At 75.3% G+C, this 17,036-nt stretch carries 16 protein-coding genes; 5 read left to right on the top strand and 11 right to left on the bottom strand.

The window, feature by feature from the left end; translation table 11 throughout:
• Positions 1 to 1,404 (bottom strand): amidase, encoded by a 1,404-nt coding sequence (locus ACIRRS_RS19440; protein WP_402972156.1) that lies wholly within the window; start codon positions 1,402 to 1,404, stop codon positions 1 to 3.
• A gap of 303 nt (positions 1,405 to 1,707) precedes the next feature.
• On the opposite strand from ACIRRS_RS19440, the gene ACIRRS_RS19445 reads away from it, so the two are divergent.
• Both ACIRRS_RS19445 and ACIRRS_RS19450 read left to right on the top strand, forming a co-directional pair.
• A complete protein-coding gene (locus tag ACIRRS_RS19445; RefSeq protein WP_402972158.1) occupies positions 1,708 to 3,060 on the top strand; it encodes a cytochrome P450 in 1,353 nt (450 codons plus the stop codon).
• Between the two features lie 46 nt (positions 3,061 to 3,106).
• Positions 3,107 to 3,841: a rhomboid-like protein gene (locus ACIRRS_RS19450; protein ID WP_402972160.1), complete on the top strand. Its 735-nt coding sequence runs from the start codon at positions 3,107 to 3,109 to the stop codon at positions 3,839 to 3,841.
• On the opposite strand, the gene ACIRRS_RS19455 is transcribed toward ACIRRS_RS19450, so the two are convergent.
• A complete protein-coding gene (locus tag ACIRRS_RS19455; protein WP_402972162.1) occupies positions 3,838 to 4,413 on the bottom strand; it encodes a DUF421 domain-containing protein in 576 nt (191 codons plus the stop codon). The two genes, ACIRRS_RS19450 and ACIRRS_RS19455, sit on opposite strands and share 4 nt — an antisense overlap.
• Before the next feature lie 309 nt (positions 4,414 to 4,722).
• Here ACIRRS_RS19455 and ACIRRS_RS19460 point away from each other — a divergent pair, with 309 nt between their 5' ends.
• Positions 4,723 to 4,959 carry a hypothetical protein gene (locus tag ACIRRS_RS19460; protein WP_402972164.1) on the top strand — a complete coding sequence of 79 codons (237 nt, stop codon included), beginning with the start codon at positions 4,723 to 4,725 and terminating at the stop codon, positions 4,957 to 4,959.
• A 112-nt stretch (positions 4,960 to 5,071) separates the two neighbouring features.
• Here ACIRRS_RS19460 and ACIRRS_RS19465 read toward each other — a convergent pair whose 3' ends face one another.
• Entirely contained in the window at positions 5,072 to 5,878 is an 807-nt protein-coding gene (locus ACIRRS_RS19465; protein ID WP_402972166.1) for a LysR substrate-binding domain-containing protein, read from the bottom strand.
• A gap of 58 nt (positions 5,879 to 5,936) precedes the next feature.
• Here ACIRRS_RS19465 and ACIRRS_RS19470 point away from each other — a divergent pair, with 58 nt between their 5' ends.
• Both ACIRRS_RS19470 and ACIRRS_RS19475 read left to right on the top strand, forming a co-directional pair.
• Positions 5,937 to 6,365 carry a DUF5997 family protein gene (locus ACIRRS_RS19470; RefSeq protein ID WP_402972168.1) on the top strand — a complete coding sequence of 143 codons (429 nt, stop codon included), beginning with the start codon at positions 5,937 to 5,939 and terminating at the stop codon, positions 6,363 to 6,365.
• Positions 6,366 to 6,674: 309 nt separating this feature from the next.
• The gene (locus ACIRRS_RS19475; protein WP_402972170.1) at positions 6,675 to 7,412 is read left to right on the top strand and encodes a hypothetical protein; all 738 of its coding nucleotides are present in this window, start codon (positions 6,675 to 6,677) and stop codon (positions 7,410 to 7,412) included.
• 11 nt (positions 7,413 to 7,423) lie between these two features.
• On the opposite strand, the gene ACIRRS_RS19480 is transcribed toward ACIRRS_RS19475, so the two are convergent.
• The 8 genes from ACIRRS_RS19480 to ACIRRS_RS19515 form a co-directional block, all read right to left on the bottom strand.
• On the bottom strand, positions 7,424 to 8,731 hold the full coding sequence (locus ACIRRS_RS19480; RefSeq protein WP_402972172.1) for a nucleotide disphospho-sugar-binding domain-containing protein: 1,308 nt from the start codon (positions 8,729 to 8,731) through the stop codon (positions 7,424 to 7,426).
• A gap of 76 nt (positions 8,732 to 8,807) precedes the next feature.
• Positions 8,808 to 9,569 (bottom strand): SDR family NAD(P)-dependent oxidoreductase, encoded by a 762-nt coding sequence (locus ACIRRS_RS19485; RefSeq protein WP_402972174.1) that lies wholly within the window; start codon positions 9,567 to 9,569, stop codon positions 8,808 to 8,810.
• 115 nt (positions 9,570 to 9,684) lie between these two features.
• Entirely contained in the window at positions 9,685 to 10,524 is an 840-nt protein-coding gene (gene nadE, locus ACIRRS_RS19490) for an ammonia-dependent NAD(+) synthetase (RefSeq protein WP_402972176.1), read from the bottom strand.
• Positions 10,525 to 10,587: 63 nt separating this feature from the next.
• Positions 10,588 to 12,546, bottom strand: a complete 1,959-nt coding sequence (gene ftsH / locus ACIRRS_RS19495; protein WP_402972178.1) for an ATP-dependent zinc metalloprotease FtsH — start codon at positions 12,544 to 12,546, stop codon at positions 10,588 to 10,590.
• Positions 12,547 to 12,619: 73 nt separating this feature from the next.
• Positions 12,620 to 13,651, bottom strand: a complete 1,032-nt coding sequence (locus tag ACIRRS_RS19500; protein WP_402972179.1) for a hypothetical protein — start codon at positions 13,649 to 13,651, stop codon at positions 12,620 to 12,622.
• 116 nt (positions 13,652 to 13,767) lie between these two features.
• The gene (locus tag ACIRRS_RS19505) at positions 13,768 to 14,397 is read right to left on the bottom strand and encodes a disulfide bond formation protein DsbA (RefSeq protein WP_402972181.1); all 630 of its coding nucleotides are present in this window, start codon (positions 14,395 to 14,397) and stop codon (positions 13,768 to 13,770) included.
• 93 nt (positions 14,398 to 14,490) lie between these two features.
• Positions 14,491 to 16,116 (bottom strand): alpha/beta hydrolase, encoded by a 1,626-nt coding sequence (locus ACIRRS_RS19510; protein WP_402972183.1) that lies wholly within the window; start codon positions 16,114 to 16,116, stop codon positions 14,491 to 14,493.
• 195 nt (positions 16,117 to 16,311) lie between these two features.
• Positions 16,312 to 16,971 carry a DUF6461 domain-containing protein gene (locus tag ACIRRS_RS19515; protein WP_402972185.1) on the bottom strand — a complete coding sequence of 220 codons (660 nt, stop codon included), beginning with the start codon at positions 16,969 to 16,971 and terminating at the stop codon, positions 16,312 to 16,314.
• Between the last annotated feature and the right edge of the window lie 65 nt (positions 16,972 to 17,036).

Consider the following 17,036-nt stretch of genomic DNA (forward strand, 5'->3'; position numbering starts at 1 on the left):
TCAGTCCTGGATGCGGCGCCAGGGGCGGTCGGCCTCCAGCGCGTAGGCCAGCTCCAGCAGCAGGCGCTCCTGCCCGTGGGCGGCCGAGAGGTGGACGCCGACGGGCAGGCCCGCCGGGGTGGCGGCGGTGGGCAGGGCGATGGCGGGGCCGCCGGTGACGTTGTTGACCGGGGTGAAGGCCACGTACCGGAGCAGGCGCTCGATCAGCTCCTCGTACGGCACGTTGGGGCTCAGGTGGCCCAGCGGCGGGGCCGTGTGGGCGAGCACCGGGGACAGGACGGCGTCGTGCTCCCGGAAGATCCCCGCGTACACCTCCTCGGCCCGCCGCAGCCGCCGCAGCACGCCCGGGAGGCGGCGGTACTCGGACCGGAAGTGGCGCCGCAGGCCCGTGGTGAGCCCGTCGAGGCGGCCGACCCGGAAGCCCGGGTCGAGCATCAGCGGGCCGCTGACGGCGATGGCCCAGGCGATGTAGCCCCAGTACGAGATGAAGTCCCGCGAGAACTCCTCCCCGAAGGGCAGCGTCATGGGCTCCACCCGGTGCCCCATCGCCTCCAGCCGTCCCGCCGTCTCCTCGACCGCCCGGCGGGTCTGCTCGTCGGTCTCGGCGATCGGCGAGTCCACCACCAGCCCGATCCGCAGCCGCCGCTCCCCCGGCCCCTCGACGTGCCCGATCGGCGGCAACTTCGGGTTGCGGTGGTGGAGTTCGGCGGCGGCGTAGAACGCGGCGGTGTCCCGCACGCTGCGGGTGAGCACGCCGTCCGTCACCAGGTCGATCGGCAGCTTGCCGCCCTGCGCGTTGCCGACCAGCCGCCCCCGGGTGGGCTTGAGCCCGACGAGCCCGCAGCAGGCGGCGGGGATGCGGATGGACCCGCCGCCGTCGTTGGCGTGCGCGATCGGCACGACCCCGGCCGCGACCAGCGCGGCCGACCCGCCGGAGGAGGCGCCCGCCGAGTGCCCGGGCTCCCAGGGGTTGCGTACGGGCTCGGCGGCCGCGAACTCGGTGGAGGCGTTGAGCCCGAACTCGGGCAGCCGGGTCTTGCCGAGCACGGCGAGGCCGGTGGAGAGGAACTGGTCGGCGAAGCGGGCGTTGCGGCGGGCCGGGCGGGCGCGGAACGCGGCGCTGCCCATGCCGGTCGGCACCCCGCGCAGGTCGACGTTGTCCTTGAGGTACGTCGGCACGCCCCACAGCGGGCCGCCGATCCCCTCCCGGCTGATCCGCGGCCGGTCGTGGTGGTCGTGGGCGACGGGGGCGAGCGCGGCGTCGATCCGGGCGGCGCGCGCGACGGCGGCCGCGACCAGCTCCCGGGGCCCGGCCCCACCCGTGCGCACCAGGTCCGCCAGGGCGACGGCGTCGTGCTCGCCGAGGGCGTCGTCCGCGAAGGCGTGGACGCGCTGCTCGCTCATCCCCACTCCTGTTCCCGCCGGTCCCGGGCCGCGCGGCGCGCGGGGCCGACGATCGTTACTGACGGGTAGTCCCGCGCGGCTTGGCAGTCTAGGCCGCCGCCCGCACGGCCGGAAGGCCCCGTCCGCCACCGCCCCGCCACCACCCCGGGAGCGCACGGGCGTTCGGCACACGCCCCCGCGCTCGCTCCGGCCGCCGGTCCTCCCCCGCCCCACCGGCGAGCACCGGGGCGTTTCGCCGGAGGCCAGCGGGATACACCCGGACACGAACCGTTCCACCGGCCCTCCCGCACCAAGGTGACGCCCGTGCCCCTCCCGTACCCGACCACCGCACCGCACTTCACCGCCGTCGACGCGCCCGGCGCCCTCCCCCTGCTCGGGCACGCCCCCGCGTTCGTCCGCCGCCCGTACGCCTTCGTCGCGGGCCTCGCCGCCCACGGGGACCTCGTCCGGCTGCGGCTCGGCCCGCTGGAGGCGTACGTGGTCTGCCACCCCGAGCTGGTGCGCACGCTCCTCACCGACGACCGCACCTTCGACAAGGGCGGCGTCATCCTCGACAAGGCCCGCGAGGTCATGGGCCACGGCCTCGCCACCTGCCCGGCCGCCGCCCACCGCCGCCAGCGCCGGATGCTCCAGCCCGCCTTCCAGCGCGGCCGCCTGCCCGGCTACGCGGCGCTGATGTCCGAGGAGATCGACGCCACCACCGCCCCCTGGAGCGAGGGCGACGTCATCGACGTGCCCGCCGCCATGTACCGCCTCGCCACCGCCGTCACCGCCCGCTGCCTCTTCGCCGCCCACGACCGCGCCGGCGAACTGCCCGTCCACCGCTGCATGGACGAGGTCTCCCGCGGCGTCGCCCGCCGGATGATGCTGCCCCTGCCCGGCGTCGACCGGCTGCCCACCCCCGGCAACCTGCGCTTCCGCCACGCCCGCCGCGACATGCTGGAGATCACCCGCCGCCTCATCGCCGACTACCGCGCCGACGGCACCGACCACCACGACCTGCTCTCCATGCTGCTCGGCGCCCTCGACGAGGACGGGCGCGGCCTCACCGACCCCGAGATCCACGACCAGGTCGTCACCTTCCTGCTCGCCGGCATGGAGACCACCGCCGCCACCCTCTCCTGGGCCTGGACGCTGCTCGCCGCCAACCCCGCCGTCCGCGACCGCATGCACAGCGAGCTCGACACCGTCCTCGACGGCCGCCGCGCCCGCCACGAGGACCTCCCCCACCTGCCGCTCACGGCCAGGATCGTCTCCGAGACGCTGCGCCTCTACCCCGTCGCCTGGCTGCTCAGCCGCACCACCTCCACCGAGACGGAACTCGCCGGCCGCCGCCTGCCCGCCGGCACCACCCTGCTGTTCAGCCCGCACCTGCTGCACCGCCGCGCCGACCTCTACCCCTGCCCGGACCGCTTCGACCCGGACCGCTGGCTCACCACCACCCGCCCCGCCCCCGGCACCTACCTGCCCTTCGGCCTCGGCGCCCGCCGCTGCATCGGCGACGCGTTCGGCACCGCCGAGGCCTGCCTCGCCCTCGCCACCATCGCCTCCCGCTGGACGCTCACCCCCACCCCCGGCCGCCCCGTCCGCCCCGCCCGCCGGGCCTCGATGACCCCGCGCCCCTTCACCGCCACCCTCGCCCGCCGGGCCCGGTGACGCACGCGGCACACAACGGTGATCATCACCCGGTACCGTGCCGGACATGACCCCACCCGATCGGCGGCGCCGGCCCCTGCACCGGCTGCTCCGCTTCCTGCGGACGTACCCGCGCCGCTCGCCGCTGACCCTGTGCTACGTCGTGCTGCTCGTCATCAGCCACTACTGGTTCGAGGACTTCCTCACGCCCGAACGGGCCGACGAGCTGCGCGCGTACGTCAGCACCAACCTGGACAACCTGCCCGACCACCCCGTCCGGGCCATGGTCGGCAGCGCCCTGCTCTACGACGGCACCCTCACCGACGTCACCTCCCCCGGCTTCGGCGGCACCCTGATCACCCTGGGCATCGGCGTCTGCGGCTGCCTGGCCTGGATCGAGCGCCGCTGGGGCTCCCTGCGGGCGCTGGGCGTCTTCCTCGGCGGGCACGTGCTCGCCACGCTGATCACCGCCGTGGTCATCCTGCTCGCGCTGGGCCAGGGCTGGTACCCGGAGGATGTCCGTTCCTCCTACGACTACGGGATCAGCTACGGCGCCCAGACCGTCCTCGCCGTCGCCGTCCTCGCCGTCCCCCGCTGGGCCCGCCTGCCCTGGGCCGCCTTCGTGGTGGCCTGGCCGCTCGGCGGCGACGGCGACTGGCCGGGCCCCCTGCCGGAGTTCACCACCGTCGGCCACCTGGTGGCGGCCACCCTCGGCTTCGCCCTGGCCGCCGCCACCGCCCCGGCCCGCACCGCCCGGCGGGCGGCCCTGGCCCCCAACCCCCGTACGGTGGACAGGGGTTAGGACTTGGGCTTCTCCGCGAGGGTGGTGAGCAGCCGCTCGATGACGTCCAGCCGCTGCCGCAGCTCCTCCACGTCCCCCCGGGTCGCGGACTGCTCGGCCGCCTTGAGCGTCACCAGCAGCTGCCCGTCCGGCTCCAGCCGGGCGCGGGCCACGTCGCTCACGTTGTCGCCGTTCTGCACCCGGATCGCGTGCTCCAGCTCCGACGGGCGCAGCGACAGCCCGCGCAGCGCCCCGGGCACCAGCTTCCCGTCGCGCACGACGGTGGTCGGCGTGCCCTCCAGCCAGCGGGCGGCGCGCGGGCTCCGCGCCAGCCGGCGGGTGACGCCGGAGTTCACGGCGATCAGCGTGGCGGCCCCGATCGCGCCGCCCACCAGGCTGTTGTCGTTGCCGATGATCGCGTTCTGCACCACGTTGGAGAGCAGGAACACGACCACCATGTCGAAGGTGTTCAGCCCGGCCAGCCCGCGCTTCCCCGCCAGCCGGAACAGGATGAGGATCAACGCGTAGACCGCGATCGTGCGGAGGATCTTCTCCGCGATCGGGATCTGGACGATCACCAGGTCGTTCCACACAGCCGCACCCCTTCCGAGGGTCCTTCGGGAATCGGGCTGAATGTACCGCTGTCGCGCCGTACCGGTCGGCGGCCTTCCGGAACCGGCGTGGGTTGACGAACTGTCAGGGCCGCAACATTGCAAGAACTGTCCGGAAGGTGATCGTCAGCCCGCCGGGCGAGCCCGTGACCTGCACCGTCACGGGAACACCACACTGCTTCCGGTCGGAATTGGTCTCGACCATTGCCCTTCCTTCACATTCGGAGGAGGCTCCTCGACGAAGTGCGGGGGCGCAGGCCCCGGCGCTCGTCTATGGGAGGAAGACCACACATGTCCCTTCGCAAGGCATTCTCCGCCCTGGCCGTGACCGGAATCGTGGCGGGCGGCGCCCTGATCGCCGCCCCGGCCGCCCAGGCTTCCACCTACACCTACATCGGCATCTACCCGACCGCCGCCGCCTGCCGGACGGCCGGCGAGGCGTACGTGAGCAGCCACCGGGCCGTCGTCTACTTCTGCGACACCACCACCGAGACGGGCCCGGCGCGGCTCTCCGTGGTCCTCTACTGAGCCGGCCGGCACCGGGGGCAGCACCGGAGCAGCACCGGAGCCCGGCGGCCGGACAGGAACGGCCGCGGCCGGTCTCCCCGGGGGAGGCCGGCCGCGGCTGTCGCGGACAGGTCTAGCCCCGCCGCTTCGGCTTGCCCCGGCCCTTCGGGGCCGCCGCGCCGCCGCGGGCCCTCTGGGGCGCGCCACCCTTCTTCGCCGGGCTCTTGGCCTGGCCCTTCGCCTGCCCGCCGCCCGGATGCGGCTTGCGCGGCGCGGAGGCCTTCCCGGCCCGTTCCCCGGCGGACGGCTGCTGCTGCCCGGCGCCGCGCCCGCGCGAGCTGTTGACCGTACGGCCCCGGACGATCCCGATGAACTCCTCCACCAGGTCCGTGGTCCGCTCCTCCAGCCAGGACAGCGCCACCTTCGACTGCGCCGCCGCCGGAGCGGGCCGGTACGTGAGGTCCTTGCGGTGGTGCAGCCGCGCCAGCGACTGCGGCACCAGCAGCACGCCCACATTGGCCGCCACCAGCTCGATCGCGTCCGCCGTCGTCTGCGGCCGCTCGACGGCCGCCCGCCCGGGCAGGGTCTCGGCGGTGTACCCGAGCGTGTCGTCCAGCGGGTGGAAGACCACCTCCTCCGCCAGGTCCTCCAGCGCGACCTCCTCGGCGGCGGCCAGCCAGTGGTCCTTCGGGAAGACGACGACGGTCGCCTCCTCGTACAGCGGGATCGCGCTCAGCACGTCCTTGTCCACGGGCAGCCGGATCAGCCCGGCGTCCACCCCGCCCTCCCGCACCGTCCGCTCGCCCTCCGTCGACGCGACCGCCACCAGCTCCAGCCGCACGTCCGGAATCCGCTCCGCCCACACTCCGACCCACTTCCCGGGGGTCACCCCGGGCACGTACGCGAGCTTGAACGACGGGTTCACCTGCATCTCAGTCACAGGGCAAGGCTACCGACCGTGACCGGGAGCGCCCGCCGGCTCCCTTACCCTTGTTCGTATGACATCGCTCAAGCAGAAGACCAGCCAGACCATGAAGCCGGCCACGGCGGCCAAGAAGCTGGGGATCTACCTCGACGCGGCGCCGACCGACTTCCAGGAGGGCGTGGTCTCCCGCGAGGAGCTCAGCGCGCTGCAGGCCGAGCCGCCGCAGTGGCTCCAGGAGCTGCGGGAGAACGGGCCGCACCCGCGTCCGGTCGTGGCGGCGAAGCTCGGCATCACCATCTCGGGCCTGGCCCGGGGCGGGGTGAAGGAGGCGCTCACCACGGAGGAGATCGAGGCGATCAAGGCCGAGAACCCGCTGTGGCTCCAGCACGAGCGCGCCAACCAGGTGGACGTGCGCAAGGAGACCGTGCGCGTCAAGGAGAAGCACGCCAAGGAGGCCGCCGAGAAGGCCGCCAAGGAGGCCGGGGCCGCGAAGGGCCGCTGAGCCCGGGTCCCGTAGCAGTAGCGGTACCAGCGCCGACGCCCGTCCCCGGACGGGCGTCGGCGCTTTCGTGTGCCCGGGAGGGGCCGACACGCGGGGGTGGGGGGAGGCGGTGGGGCGAAGGGTCGGACACGAAGGGGCGGCGAAACGATTCCGCGCGCCCGCCCCGGGCCTCTCGCGCCGTCCCGTCAGCGGACGCGACGTCACTCCTTCGGCCCCGTCGACACGGTAGTGTCCGCTGGCGCGGCCCGCGTCCGGAACCCCTTCCGGCCAGGTCGTGCAGCCCCACCGCATCGACCTGGAGGAACCCCCGTGCCGGCTCCCGCCCGCGCCGCCCTGGCCATAGCCGCGGCCGCACTGCTCGCCGCAGCCACCGCAGGCTGCTCGTCCGGCGGCGGCCACAGCGCCAAGCCGGCCGAGGGCAAGTCCGGCGCCCACAGCGCCGCCGCCACCGGTGAGGCCGCCGCCCCGCCCGCGCAGGCCGCGATCGTCACCGGGCCCGGCCCGAAGAGCTCGTACGACGTCCAGCCGCAGCCCGCGGCCGGCAGCTGCCACTACCGGTACACCGCCGACAAGCAGCCGCTGCCCGACCCGAACTGCACCCCCGGCGCGATCAGCCCGGCCGTCACCCAGGCCACCGTCAACGACACCATCTGCAAGCCGGGCGGCTACACCTCCACCATCCGCCCGCCGGCGAACATCACCGGCAAGGAGAAGGCGGAGAACGCCAAGTCCTACGGCTACACCGGGCCGATGAACGACGCCGAGTACGACCACCTGATCAGCCTGCAGCTCGGCGGCGACCCCAACGACCCGCGCAACCTCTGGGTGCAGCCGCCCTCCCCCGACCACGTGCCGGGCAAGGGCCCCAACAACCCGAAGGACTCGGTGGAGACCCACCTCCACACGGCGATCTGCAAGGGCCAGACCACCCTGGCCGCCGCCCAGCAGGCGATCGCCACCGACTGGACGACGGCCGAGGCCAAGCTCGGCATCGCCAAGGCCGGTGCCCCGGCGCCGAGTTCGGCCCCGGACGGGGACGGCGAGTAGCGCCCGAGCGCCTAGAGGGACTCGACCAGCTCGGCGATCGCGTCGAACGGCCGGTACCGCTCCAGCTCCTCGCGCAGCGCGAGGGCGCGCTCGCGGTAGCGGCCGTCGCCGAGCACCTCGCCGACCGCCCGGCCGACCTGCTCGGGCTCCGGGCGGCCGGTGCGCAGGTCGATGCCCACGCCCGTCCAGCGCACCCGGGCCGCGACCTCCGGCTTGTCCTCGCTCGCCCCGGCGACCACCAGCGGGACGCCGTGGCGCAGCGCGTTCTGCACCCCGCCGTAGCCGCCGTTGCTGACCAGCACGTCGGTGAGCGGCAGCAGCCGCTCGAACGGGACGTACCCGGCGGCCCGGGCGTTGTCGGGCAGCCGCCCGCCCAGCAGCTCCGTCAACTCCCGTGGCCCGTCCGGGCGTCCGGTGGCGGCGACCACCAGCACGTCCTGCCCGGCGAGGGCGGTGACGGCCGGGGCGACCAGCGCGCCGAGGTCGTCGTTGGCGAGGGTGCCCTGGGTCACCACGACCACCGGGCGGCCCTGGGAGAGCTGCGGCCACCAGTCGGGCAGCGGCTGCTCCTCGCCGAGGTGGCCGACGATGCCGGGCAGCGCGCCGATCATCCGGAAGGTCGCGGGGGCGTCGCCGCGCGGGTACTCGAAGCCGGGCACGGTCAGCTGGAGGAAGTGGTCCGGGACGACGACCGGCGCCAGCCCGCGCGGACCCTCGGGCAGGCGCACGCCCAGCCCGGCGTACACCTCCTCCGTGTACCGCCGCAGCGGCTCGCCCCGGCGCTCCGCCTCCTCCCGCAGCGCCCGGTTGCGCTCCCGGCCCTCCTCGCCGGGCAGCGGGGTCAGCGCCAGGCCGAAGGGCGCGGTGTCCGCGCTCGGCAGCAGCGGCGGCGTCACGCCGATGCCGATCAGCGCCGGGCGCTCGGCCCTCGGGCGGCTCAGCGCCAGCGGCAGCACGCCCTGCACGAAGGCGTCCGCGAGGACGGCGTCCGCCGGGAACTCCTCCAGCAGGGCGAGCAGCGCGCGGTACTGGTGCGGGATCGGGTCGGTGAAGACGCGCCGGGCGTCGAAGGCCAGCCGCTCGGGCCCGGGGGCGAGGGCCGCCCGACCGGGGAAGCTCGCGTCGAGGTCGCGGTCGTCGAAGTCCGCCTCCGGGGGCAGGGCGACGAAGCGCACCCCGGCCCGCCCGGCCGCCCCGGCGAAGCGGGCGCCGCCGAGGAAGACCACCTCGTGGCCCCGGGCGGCGAGGTCGGCGGAGACGGCGAGCAGCGGGCCGGTGTGGCCGTGGGCGGGGATCGCGGTGGTGATGATCCTGGACACGTCGTGGCTCCTGTGGTGGTCGGTTGACGGGCTCGTCCGCGCGGGGCTCACCGGTCCGGGCTCATCTGTCCGGGGCTCACCGGCCCAGGACGGCGCCGCCGTTGAGGCCGATCACCTGGCCGGTGAGGTACCCGGCCGCCGGGGAGGCGAGGTAGGCGACGGCCTCCGCGACGTCCTCCGGGGTGCCGGCGCGGCCGACCAGGGTGTCGGCGACCTTGCGCGCGTGGAAGTCCTCGCTCCAGCCCTCGCCGAAGATCTCGGTGTCCTGGACGTAGCCGGGCGCGAGGACGTTCACGGTGACGCCGTCCGGGCCCAACTGCCGTGCCAGGCCGAAGGCCCAGCCGTGCAGGGCGGCCTTCGCCGCCGCGTACGAACCGGCCGAGTGCGGGCCGGAGCCGCCGCGCTGGGCGGCGGCTGAGCTGATCACCACGAGCCGGCCGCCCGGGCGGGCGAGGTGGGGCTGCAGGGCGGTGGTCAGGAGGACGGCGGTGAGCAGGTTGGCGTCCAGGTCGCGGCGCCAGGCTCCGGCCAGGGCGGCGAGGGAGTCGTCCTCGGGCGGGGTGACGGTGGCTCCGGCGTTGTTCACCAGCACGTCCACCGGGCCGAGTTCGGCGATCCGGGCGGCCAGGTGCTCGACGGCGGCGGGGTCGGTCAGGTCGCCGGGCAGGGGCGTCACCGGGCCGCCGATCTCCTGCGCCGCGCGCTCCAGCACGGCCGCCCGGCGGCCGAGGACCACCACCCGGTGCCCGTCGGCCACGAGCCGGGCGGCGATCGCCCGCCCGATCCCGCTGCCGCCCCCGGACACCACCGCGAGCCGACGCCCCGTCACCCCCGCCATGCGCACGCCCCCTCCGCTTCGCACACGTCTGCCCGCCACCGTAACCGGCGCGCCCCGGGGGCAGTACGTGATCTTCCCCACCCGCCTCCGGGACCCGTGTGGGGGCCGGAGGGACTCAGGCCTGGTCGGGGCCGATGGGGAGGACGCGCTTGTGGGCGGTGCGGCGGTAGTGGGCGACGACGGTGGCGGCGGCCTCGGGGCTGACCGGGCGGCCCTCCAGGTAGTCGTCGAGCTGCTCGTACGTCACGCCGAGGGCCCGCTCGTCGGGCTTGCCCGGGTCGAGGTCCTCCAGGTCGGCGGTGGGCACCTTCCAGACCAGCTCCTCCGGTGCGCCCAACGCCCCGGCCACGGCGCGGACCTGACGCTTCGTCAGGCCGGAGAGCGGCACCACGTCCGCCGCGCCGTCGCCGAACTTGGTGAAGAAGCCGACCGCCGCCTCCGCCGCATGGTCGGTGCCGACCACGAGCCCGCCCTTGGCCCCGGCGGCGGCGTACTGCACGACCATCCGCTGGCGCGCCTTGACGTTGCCGCGCACGAAGTCCTGGTGCGCGTGGTCCCCGTAGGTGAGCCCGGCCACGGCCAGGGCGTCCAGGGCGGCGTCCGTCGCGGGCTTGATGTCGACGGTGAGCACCTCGTCCGCGCGGATGAAGTCCAGCGCCCGCTGCGCGTCCGCCTCGTCGGCCTGGACGCCGTACGGCAGCCGCATCGCGCAGAACGCGGCCTCGTACCCCTCCTCGCGCAGCCGCTCGACGGCGAGCTGGCACAGCCGGCCGGCGGTGGTGGAGTCCACCCCGCCGCTGATGCCGAGGACGAGGCTGCGGGCGCCCGCGCCCCGGAGCTGGGCGGCGAGGAAGGCGACGCGGCGCTCGGCCTCCTTGGCCGGGTCCTCGACGGCGGCCACGCCGAGGGCGCGGGCGATCTCCCGCTGGACGTCGAGCTCAGTGGTTCCGGACACCATCCACCCCGGTCGTTTCGGTCGTGCGTGCTGCTGACCTCCGCGAGTATGCCACCCGGGTGCTCAGTCGCCCTCCGCCCCCTTCCGCAGGATGTCGAGCACCACGCTGCCGTCCACCGTCTCCCGCTCCTCCAGCAGCGCCGCCAGCTCGTCCAGCCGCGCCCGGTGCTCGCGCAGCAGGTCGACGGCCCGGCGCTCCGCGCGGCGCAGCAGCCGGGCGACGGCCTCGTCCACGGTGCGCTGGGTCTGCTCGCTGTAGGGGCGGCGCAGCAGGTCCTCGGGGCTCTCGCCGAGGTAGCCGGGGGTGCCGGAGGCGTAGCCGACCGGGCCGAGCTCCGGGGAGAGGCCGAACTCGCGGACCATCCGGGTGGCGACGGAGGTGGCGCCCGCGAGGTCGTTCGCGGCGCCCGTGGAGCCCTCGCCGAAGACGACCAACTCGGCTGCCCGTCCGCCGAGTCGGACGGTGATGAGGTCGGTCAGGTACCCCTCGCTGTAGAGGTGCCGCTCGGCCTCGGGCAGTTGCTCGGTGGCGCCGAGGGCGACGCCGGCGGGCAGGATGGTGACCTTGGCGACGGGGTCGGCGTGCTCGCACAGCGCGGCGACGAGGGCGTGCCCGGACTCGTGGACGGCGACGGCGTGCCGCTCGTCGGGCAGCAGCGCGTTGGAGGGTTCGCGGCGGCCGAGGAGGACGCGGTCGCGGGCGGCGTCGAGGTCCTCGGCGGTGATGGTGGCGCGTTCGGCGCGGACGGCGTTGATGGCGGCCTCGTTGACGAGGTTGGCGAGGTCGGCGCCGGAGAATCCGGGGGTGCCGCGGGCGGTGCGGTCGAGGTCGACGCCGGGGGCGAGGGTCTTGCCGCGGGTGTGGACGGCGAGGATGGCGGCGCGTTCGGCCTGGTTGGGCAGCGGCACGGTGACCTGCCGGTCGAAGCGGCCGGGGCGCAGCAGGGCGGGGTCGAGGGCGTCGGGGCGGTTGGTGGCGGCGATGACGACGATGCCGGTGCTCTGGTCGAAGCCGTCCATCTCGGAGAGCAGCTGGTTGAGGGTCTGCTCGCGTTCGTCGTTGCCGCCGAGGCGGGAGCCGCCGAAGCGCCGGCCGCCGACGGCGTCGATCTCGTCGATGAAGACGATGGACGGGGCGCGTTTGCGGGCGTCGTCGAAGAGGTCGCGGACCCGGGAGGCGCCGACGCCGACGAACATCTCGACGAAGCCGGAGCCGGTGACGGAGAGGAAGGGCACCTCGGCCTCTCCGGCGACGGCCCGGGCGAGCAGGGTCTTTCCGGTGCCGGGCGGGCCGACCATGATCACCCCGCGCGGGCCCTTGGCGCCGGCGGCGGCGTACCGCTCGGGGCTGCGCAGGAAGTCGACGACCTCGCTGACCTCCTGCTTCACCCCTTCGTACCCGGCCACGTCGGCGAAGCGGGTGGCGGGCCGCTCGGCCTCGATGATCTTGGCGCGGGAGCGGCCGATGGCGCTGAGGCCGCCGCCGAGCGAGCGGGCGGCCATCCGGCCGGACCAGAGGAAGAGGCCGCCGAAGAGCAGCAGCGGCAGGAACAGCAGCAGGAGGGACCAGAAGGAGCTGCCGCCGCTGCTGCGGCTGCCGGTGATGGTGACGTGCTGGTCGTTGAGGGCCTTGCTGAGCTGGGAGGTGTCGAGGGCGGTGGGGATCTGGCTGGTGAAGCGGGTGCCGTTCTTGAGGGTGCCGCTGACGCCGCCGGTGTCGGTGACGTTGACGGTCTGGACCTGGCCGGCGTCGACCTTGCCGAGGAGGTCGGTGTAGCCGTAGGTGGTGCCGCTCTTGCCGGGGGTGGAGAAGAGGACCAGCAGGAGCAGGGTGGCCAGGACGGCGACGGGGAGCAGCCAGCGGCGCAGGGTGGGCGAGGGCGGCTTCGGGGTGCCGGGGCCGCCGGGGCCGCCGGGGGTCCTGGGGGTCCTGGGGGTCCTGGGCGGGCCGCCTCCCGGGGGCCGGGTCGGCGGGGGCGTCGCGGGGTGGCGGGCGTCGCGCCACCTTATCCGTACGATCATCCACGCTCACCGCCTCTCGGGCTCTCGGGCTCCGTCTCCATGGTCGGCCTCCCGGGGCCCGGCCGCTAACGGCTCAGTGGCCCGCTCCGCCCGCCGGGGGCGCCGACCGCGCCGTGCCCACCCCCGTCGCCAGGGTGGCCGCGCCCGCGAGCAGCGCCGCGACGGCGACCAGCGCCAGCAGTCTGCCCGCCGTGTCCACCCTGCCCGGCAGCCCGGCCAGCGTCCACACGGGGTCGCGCAGCCCGCCGACGACGGGGACGGCCAGGGCGGCGGCGAAGGCGGCGGCCCGGGCGGGGCTCCAGCGCCCGCCGTCCACGGTGATCCTCAGGGCGGCGTCGCCGAGCAGGCAGAACGCGAAGAACCCGCTGAAGAACACCGTCAGCTCCAGCAGGGCGAGCAGCGGCGCGGGCCGTCCCTCGCCGACCGCCTGCCCGGTGACGAGCAGGCCTCCGGCGAGCAGGCTCAGCCCGGCCGCGGCGGCGACGAGGTGGCGGCGCAGCACCCGGACGGCGGCGGTGAGGTCGAGCAGCGGGGCGGCGAGGAGGGCGAGGTCGTCGAGCCAGTCGCCGCCGGGCCTGCGCCGCTCCTCCGGGGGCAGCTCGCGCACGGCGGGCCGCAGCAGCCGCAGGCAGTGGGCGGTGCCGATCGCGAGCGGCAGCAGGGCGAGGATCAGCCAGGGGGTGCGGCCGTCCCAGCGTTCGTGCTCCGCCCGCAGGGCCGCCGCGGCGGCGTCGGTGGCGACGGTGAGGGCGACGAGCAGGGTGGCGAGCCGGGCGGCCCGCAGCAGCTGGTCCACCCGGTAGCCGGGCTGCGGGGCGCCTCCCCGGCAGAGCCAGGCGCGGGCGGTGGAGAGCCCGGCGAGGGCGGGGACGAGGAACAGGGTGAAGGTGACCACGGCGTCGTACGGGTCGCCCTGCCAGGGGCTGCCCGAGCGCAGGGCCCGGAGCTGGGTGGTGGTGTAGGCGAAGGCGGTGAAGGCGAGGGCCAGGGCGAGGCAGGCGCCGAGGGCGCGGCGCTGGGCGCGGGTGAGGGGCCGGGCCGTACGGCCCGTCAACTCCCTCTCGGTTGACGGGTGTTCGGTGCCGTCCGGCAGGTCTTGGGCCATGGCGGCATAGTACACGCCACGTAGTACGCATCGCGTAGCAATGGGCAAACGAAAGGGCGACCCGGCGCTGCTCGCCGGGCCGCCCTGGGCGTGCCCCTACCTGCCGTGGAGCGGGGTCAGGAGAAGTCCAGCTCCCCCGTGCGGGTCCGCTTGAGCTCGAAGAAGTTCGGGTAGCCGGCGAGCAGCCGCACGCCGTCGAAGACGCGCACGGCGTCCTCGCCGCGCGGGATGGCCGTCAGGACGGGGCCGAAGAAGGCGACGCCGTCGACGTGGATGGTCGGGGTGCCGACCTCCTCGCCCACCGGGTCCATGCCCTCGTGGTGGCTCTTGCGCAGCGCGATGTCGTACGCGGTGCTGTTGGCCGCCTCCGCCAGCTCCTCCGGCAGCCCGGCGGCGACGAGCGCCTCGCGGATCACGGTGTCGTCGGCGGGGCGGTCCTGGTTGTGGAACCGGGTGCCGAGCTCGGTGTAGAGCGCGCCCAGCACGCCCTCGCCGTGCTGCTCGGCGGCGGCGATGCACACCCGCACGGGGCCCCAGCCCCGGTCCAGCAGCTCCCGGTAGCGCTCGGGAAGGTCCTCGCGGCCCTCGTTGAGGACGGACAGGCTCATCACCCGGAAGGTGAGGTCGAGGTCGCGCTGCTTCGCGACCTCCAGGATCCAGCGGGAGGTGATCCAGGCGAAGGGGCAGATCGGGTCGAAGTAGAAGTCGACCTTGGTGGGCTTGGCGTTCTGATCGGCGTTGGTCACGGGAGCGAGCCTAGCGGGGCGAGTGGTCCGCTCGACAGAGCCAATCGCCCTGCAGTCCGGTGGGCCACTTCTCGGCCACGCGCTGGACAGGCCCTAGCTGCCGCACGTGGTGCCGTCCGCCGGGACGGTCCCGTCGAGGAGGTAGGCGTCCACGGCCTGCTTGAGGCAGGGGTTGCCGGTGTTGTAGCCGCCGTGGCCCTCGCCCTGGAGGGTGACGGTGACGCCGACGCCCGCGCCGAGCCGGGTCGCCATCGCCTTGGCCCCCTCCACCGGGGTGGCCGGGTCCCCCGTGGTGCCGACCACCAGGACGGGGGCGGCGCCCGTGGCGGAGACCTCCGGGTGGTCGGTCTTCCCGGCCACCGGCCAGCCGGTGCAGCCGGTCAGGCCCCAGGCGGTGTACTCGCCGAACACCGGGGAGGCCTGGCGGAACTCGGGCAGCTGCTTCTCGACGTCCTGGTCGGAGTAGCGCTGCCGGGCGTCCACGCAGCTGATCGCCCGGTTGGCGGCGCTCAGGTTGGTGTAGCGCCCCTGCGCGTCCCGGCCGGAGAGCGCGTCGGCGAGCTGGAGCAGGGTGTCCCCGGAGCCGCGCTGCATCGCCTCGGTGAGGCCGACGGCCAGCGCGGGCCAGGTCTCCTGGCTGTACAGCGAGCCCGCGATGCCGGTGACGGCGAGGCTCTCGGTCAGCTGCCGACCGCCGGAGGTGGGCAGCGGGGACTTCCGGAGCTGCTGCAGCAGGTCGGTGACCTTCGCGGTGCCCTCGGCGCCGCCCGCTCCCGTCGGGCAGACGGGCGCGTTCTGGCCGGTGGCGCAGGCCTTCATGAAGTCGTCCAGGGCGAGCTGGAAGCCCTGGGCCTGGCCGAGCGCGGACTGCTGCGGGTCCTTGGTCGGGTCGACCACCGAGTCCAGCACCATCCGGCCGACCTGCTCCGGGAACAGGTGCGCGTAGACGCCGCCGAGCTGGGTGCCGTAGCTGATCCCGAAGTAGGACAGCTTCGCGTCGCCGAGGGCCTGGCGCATCAGGTCCATGTCGCGGGCGGCGCTCTCGGTGTCGACGTACGGGAGCACGGCGGCGGAGTTGCTCTGGCAGGCGGCGGTGAAGGCGGCGTTGGCGTCGTCCAGCGCCTTGACCCCGGCCGGGGTGTCGGGCGTCGCGTCGACCGCCGCGTTGGCGTCCATCGCCTTGTCGTCCAGGCAGGTGACCCCGGCGCTCTCGCCGACCCCGCGCGGGTCGAAACCCACCAGGTCGTAGCGGGAGTTGAGGGAGGCGTACGTCCCGGCCAGGGCGGGCAGGGTGGCGACGCCGGAGGCGCCGGGGCCGCCGAAGTTGAACAGCAGCGAGCCGAGGCGGTGCTGCTCGTCCTTGGCGCGGCTGCGGATCAGCGCGAGGTCGATGGTGCGGCCGTCGGGCTCGGCGTGGTCCAGCGGGGCCTTGAGGGTGGCGCACTGCCAGTCGGAGGCGGGCGGGGTGCCGCCGCCCTGGGCGGCGCTGGGGGCGGGGCAGGCGTGCCAGTCCAGGGGCTGCTGCCGGGCGAGGGTGCCGCTCGGGCCGCCGGAGGCGGTGAGCGTCGGCGCGGGCTCGGCGGAGGAGGAGGCGCCGCCCTGGCAGGCGGTGGCGCAGGCGAGCAGCAGGGCGGTGAGGCCGAGGGCGCCGGCTTCCCCGACGCGACGGGACCGGCGGGTTCGGTGGGCTCCACGGACTCCACGGACGGCGGTGAGCATGGGGCGGGTCCACCTCTCGGGCTGCGGTCGCTCACGCGTGATCCGCTCCCGGACCCGGCGTGTGAAGGGGGCGCGCACGCCCCTGACACCGGGCGGTCGACGCACGAACGACCCTAGGGGCGGCAGCGCGCCCACGCCCGCCGGTGGCGCCCGACCGGGGGCGTGCGCCGCGACCCGTACTACCCGCCGAAAGGGTTAGAGGCGCATCCCGGGGGTTCCGCGCACCGCGTACGCGGGCAGGCGCAGCTCGCCCAGCACCGCCCTCGGCAGGTCCAGGCCGAACCGCCGCTCCACCACGCCGAGACTGCGGGCGCGCATCGCCTCGTGGTCCCCGTCCGGCGCGGCGGAGGTGATGCCGTCCGCCTCCAGGACGCGGGCCTCGACCAGCTCCGGGAGCAGCAGGTCGGGCTCCTGGCCCCAGCGCCAGCGCTCCTCGCACAGGCCGAAGCCGCAGACGGCGGCGCCGTCGCGGGCGTAGTCGAACATCGCCGGCGGGTGCTCGGGCATCGGGCGGAGGTGCACCACCTCCACGCCGTCGCGCGCTATCTCGGTGAGCCGGTCGGCGCCCGTGGAGTCCCCGTACTCGATCGCGAAGGACCATCCGCCGCACTCGCCGATCCGGACCACGCCGTCCCCGTCCTCGCCCGGGCGGTAGGACTCGATCTCCAGCTCCCACACCTCGTCGCCGCTGATCGGCGCCGCCCCGACGGAAGGGTCCGCGCCCATGCGGCGGGCCAGCTCCAGCGGCGGTATGCCCCGGGCGAAGACCACGCCGTCCAGCTCCCAGCGGATCCCGGCGAGCCAGCGGATGCCCTCCCGCTCCCCCGTACCGTCGCCCTGCGCGCCCTCGCCCATCGCCGCCGCCTCCCCTGGCCCGTGCTCACCCGCCCCGCACCCTAGCCGACACCCCCGACACCGGG

It is taken from the genome of Kitasatospora sp. NPDC101183 (assembly GCF_044767945.1).
Taxonomy (GTDB): Bacteria; Actinomycetota; Actinomycetes; order Streptomycetales; family Streptomycetaceae; genus Kitasatospora.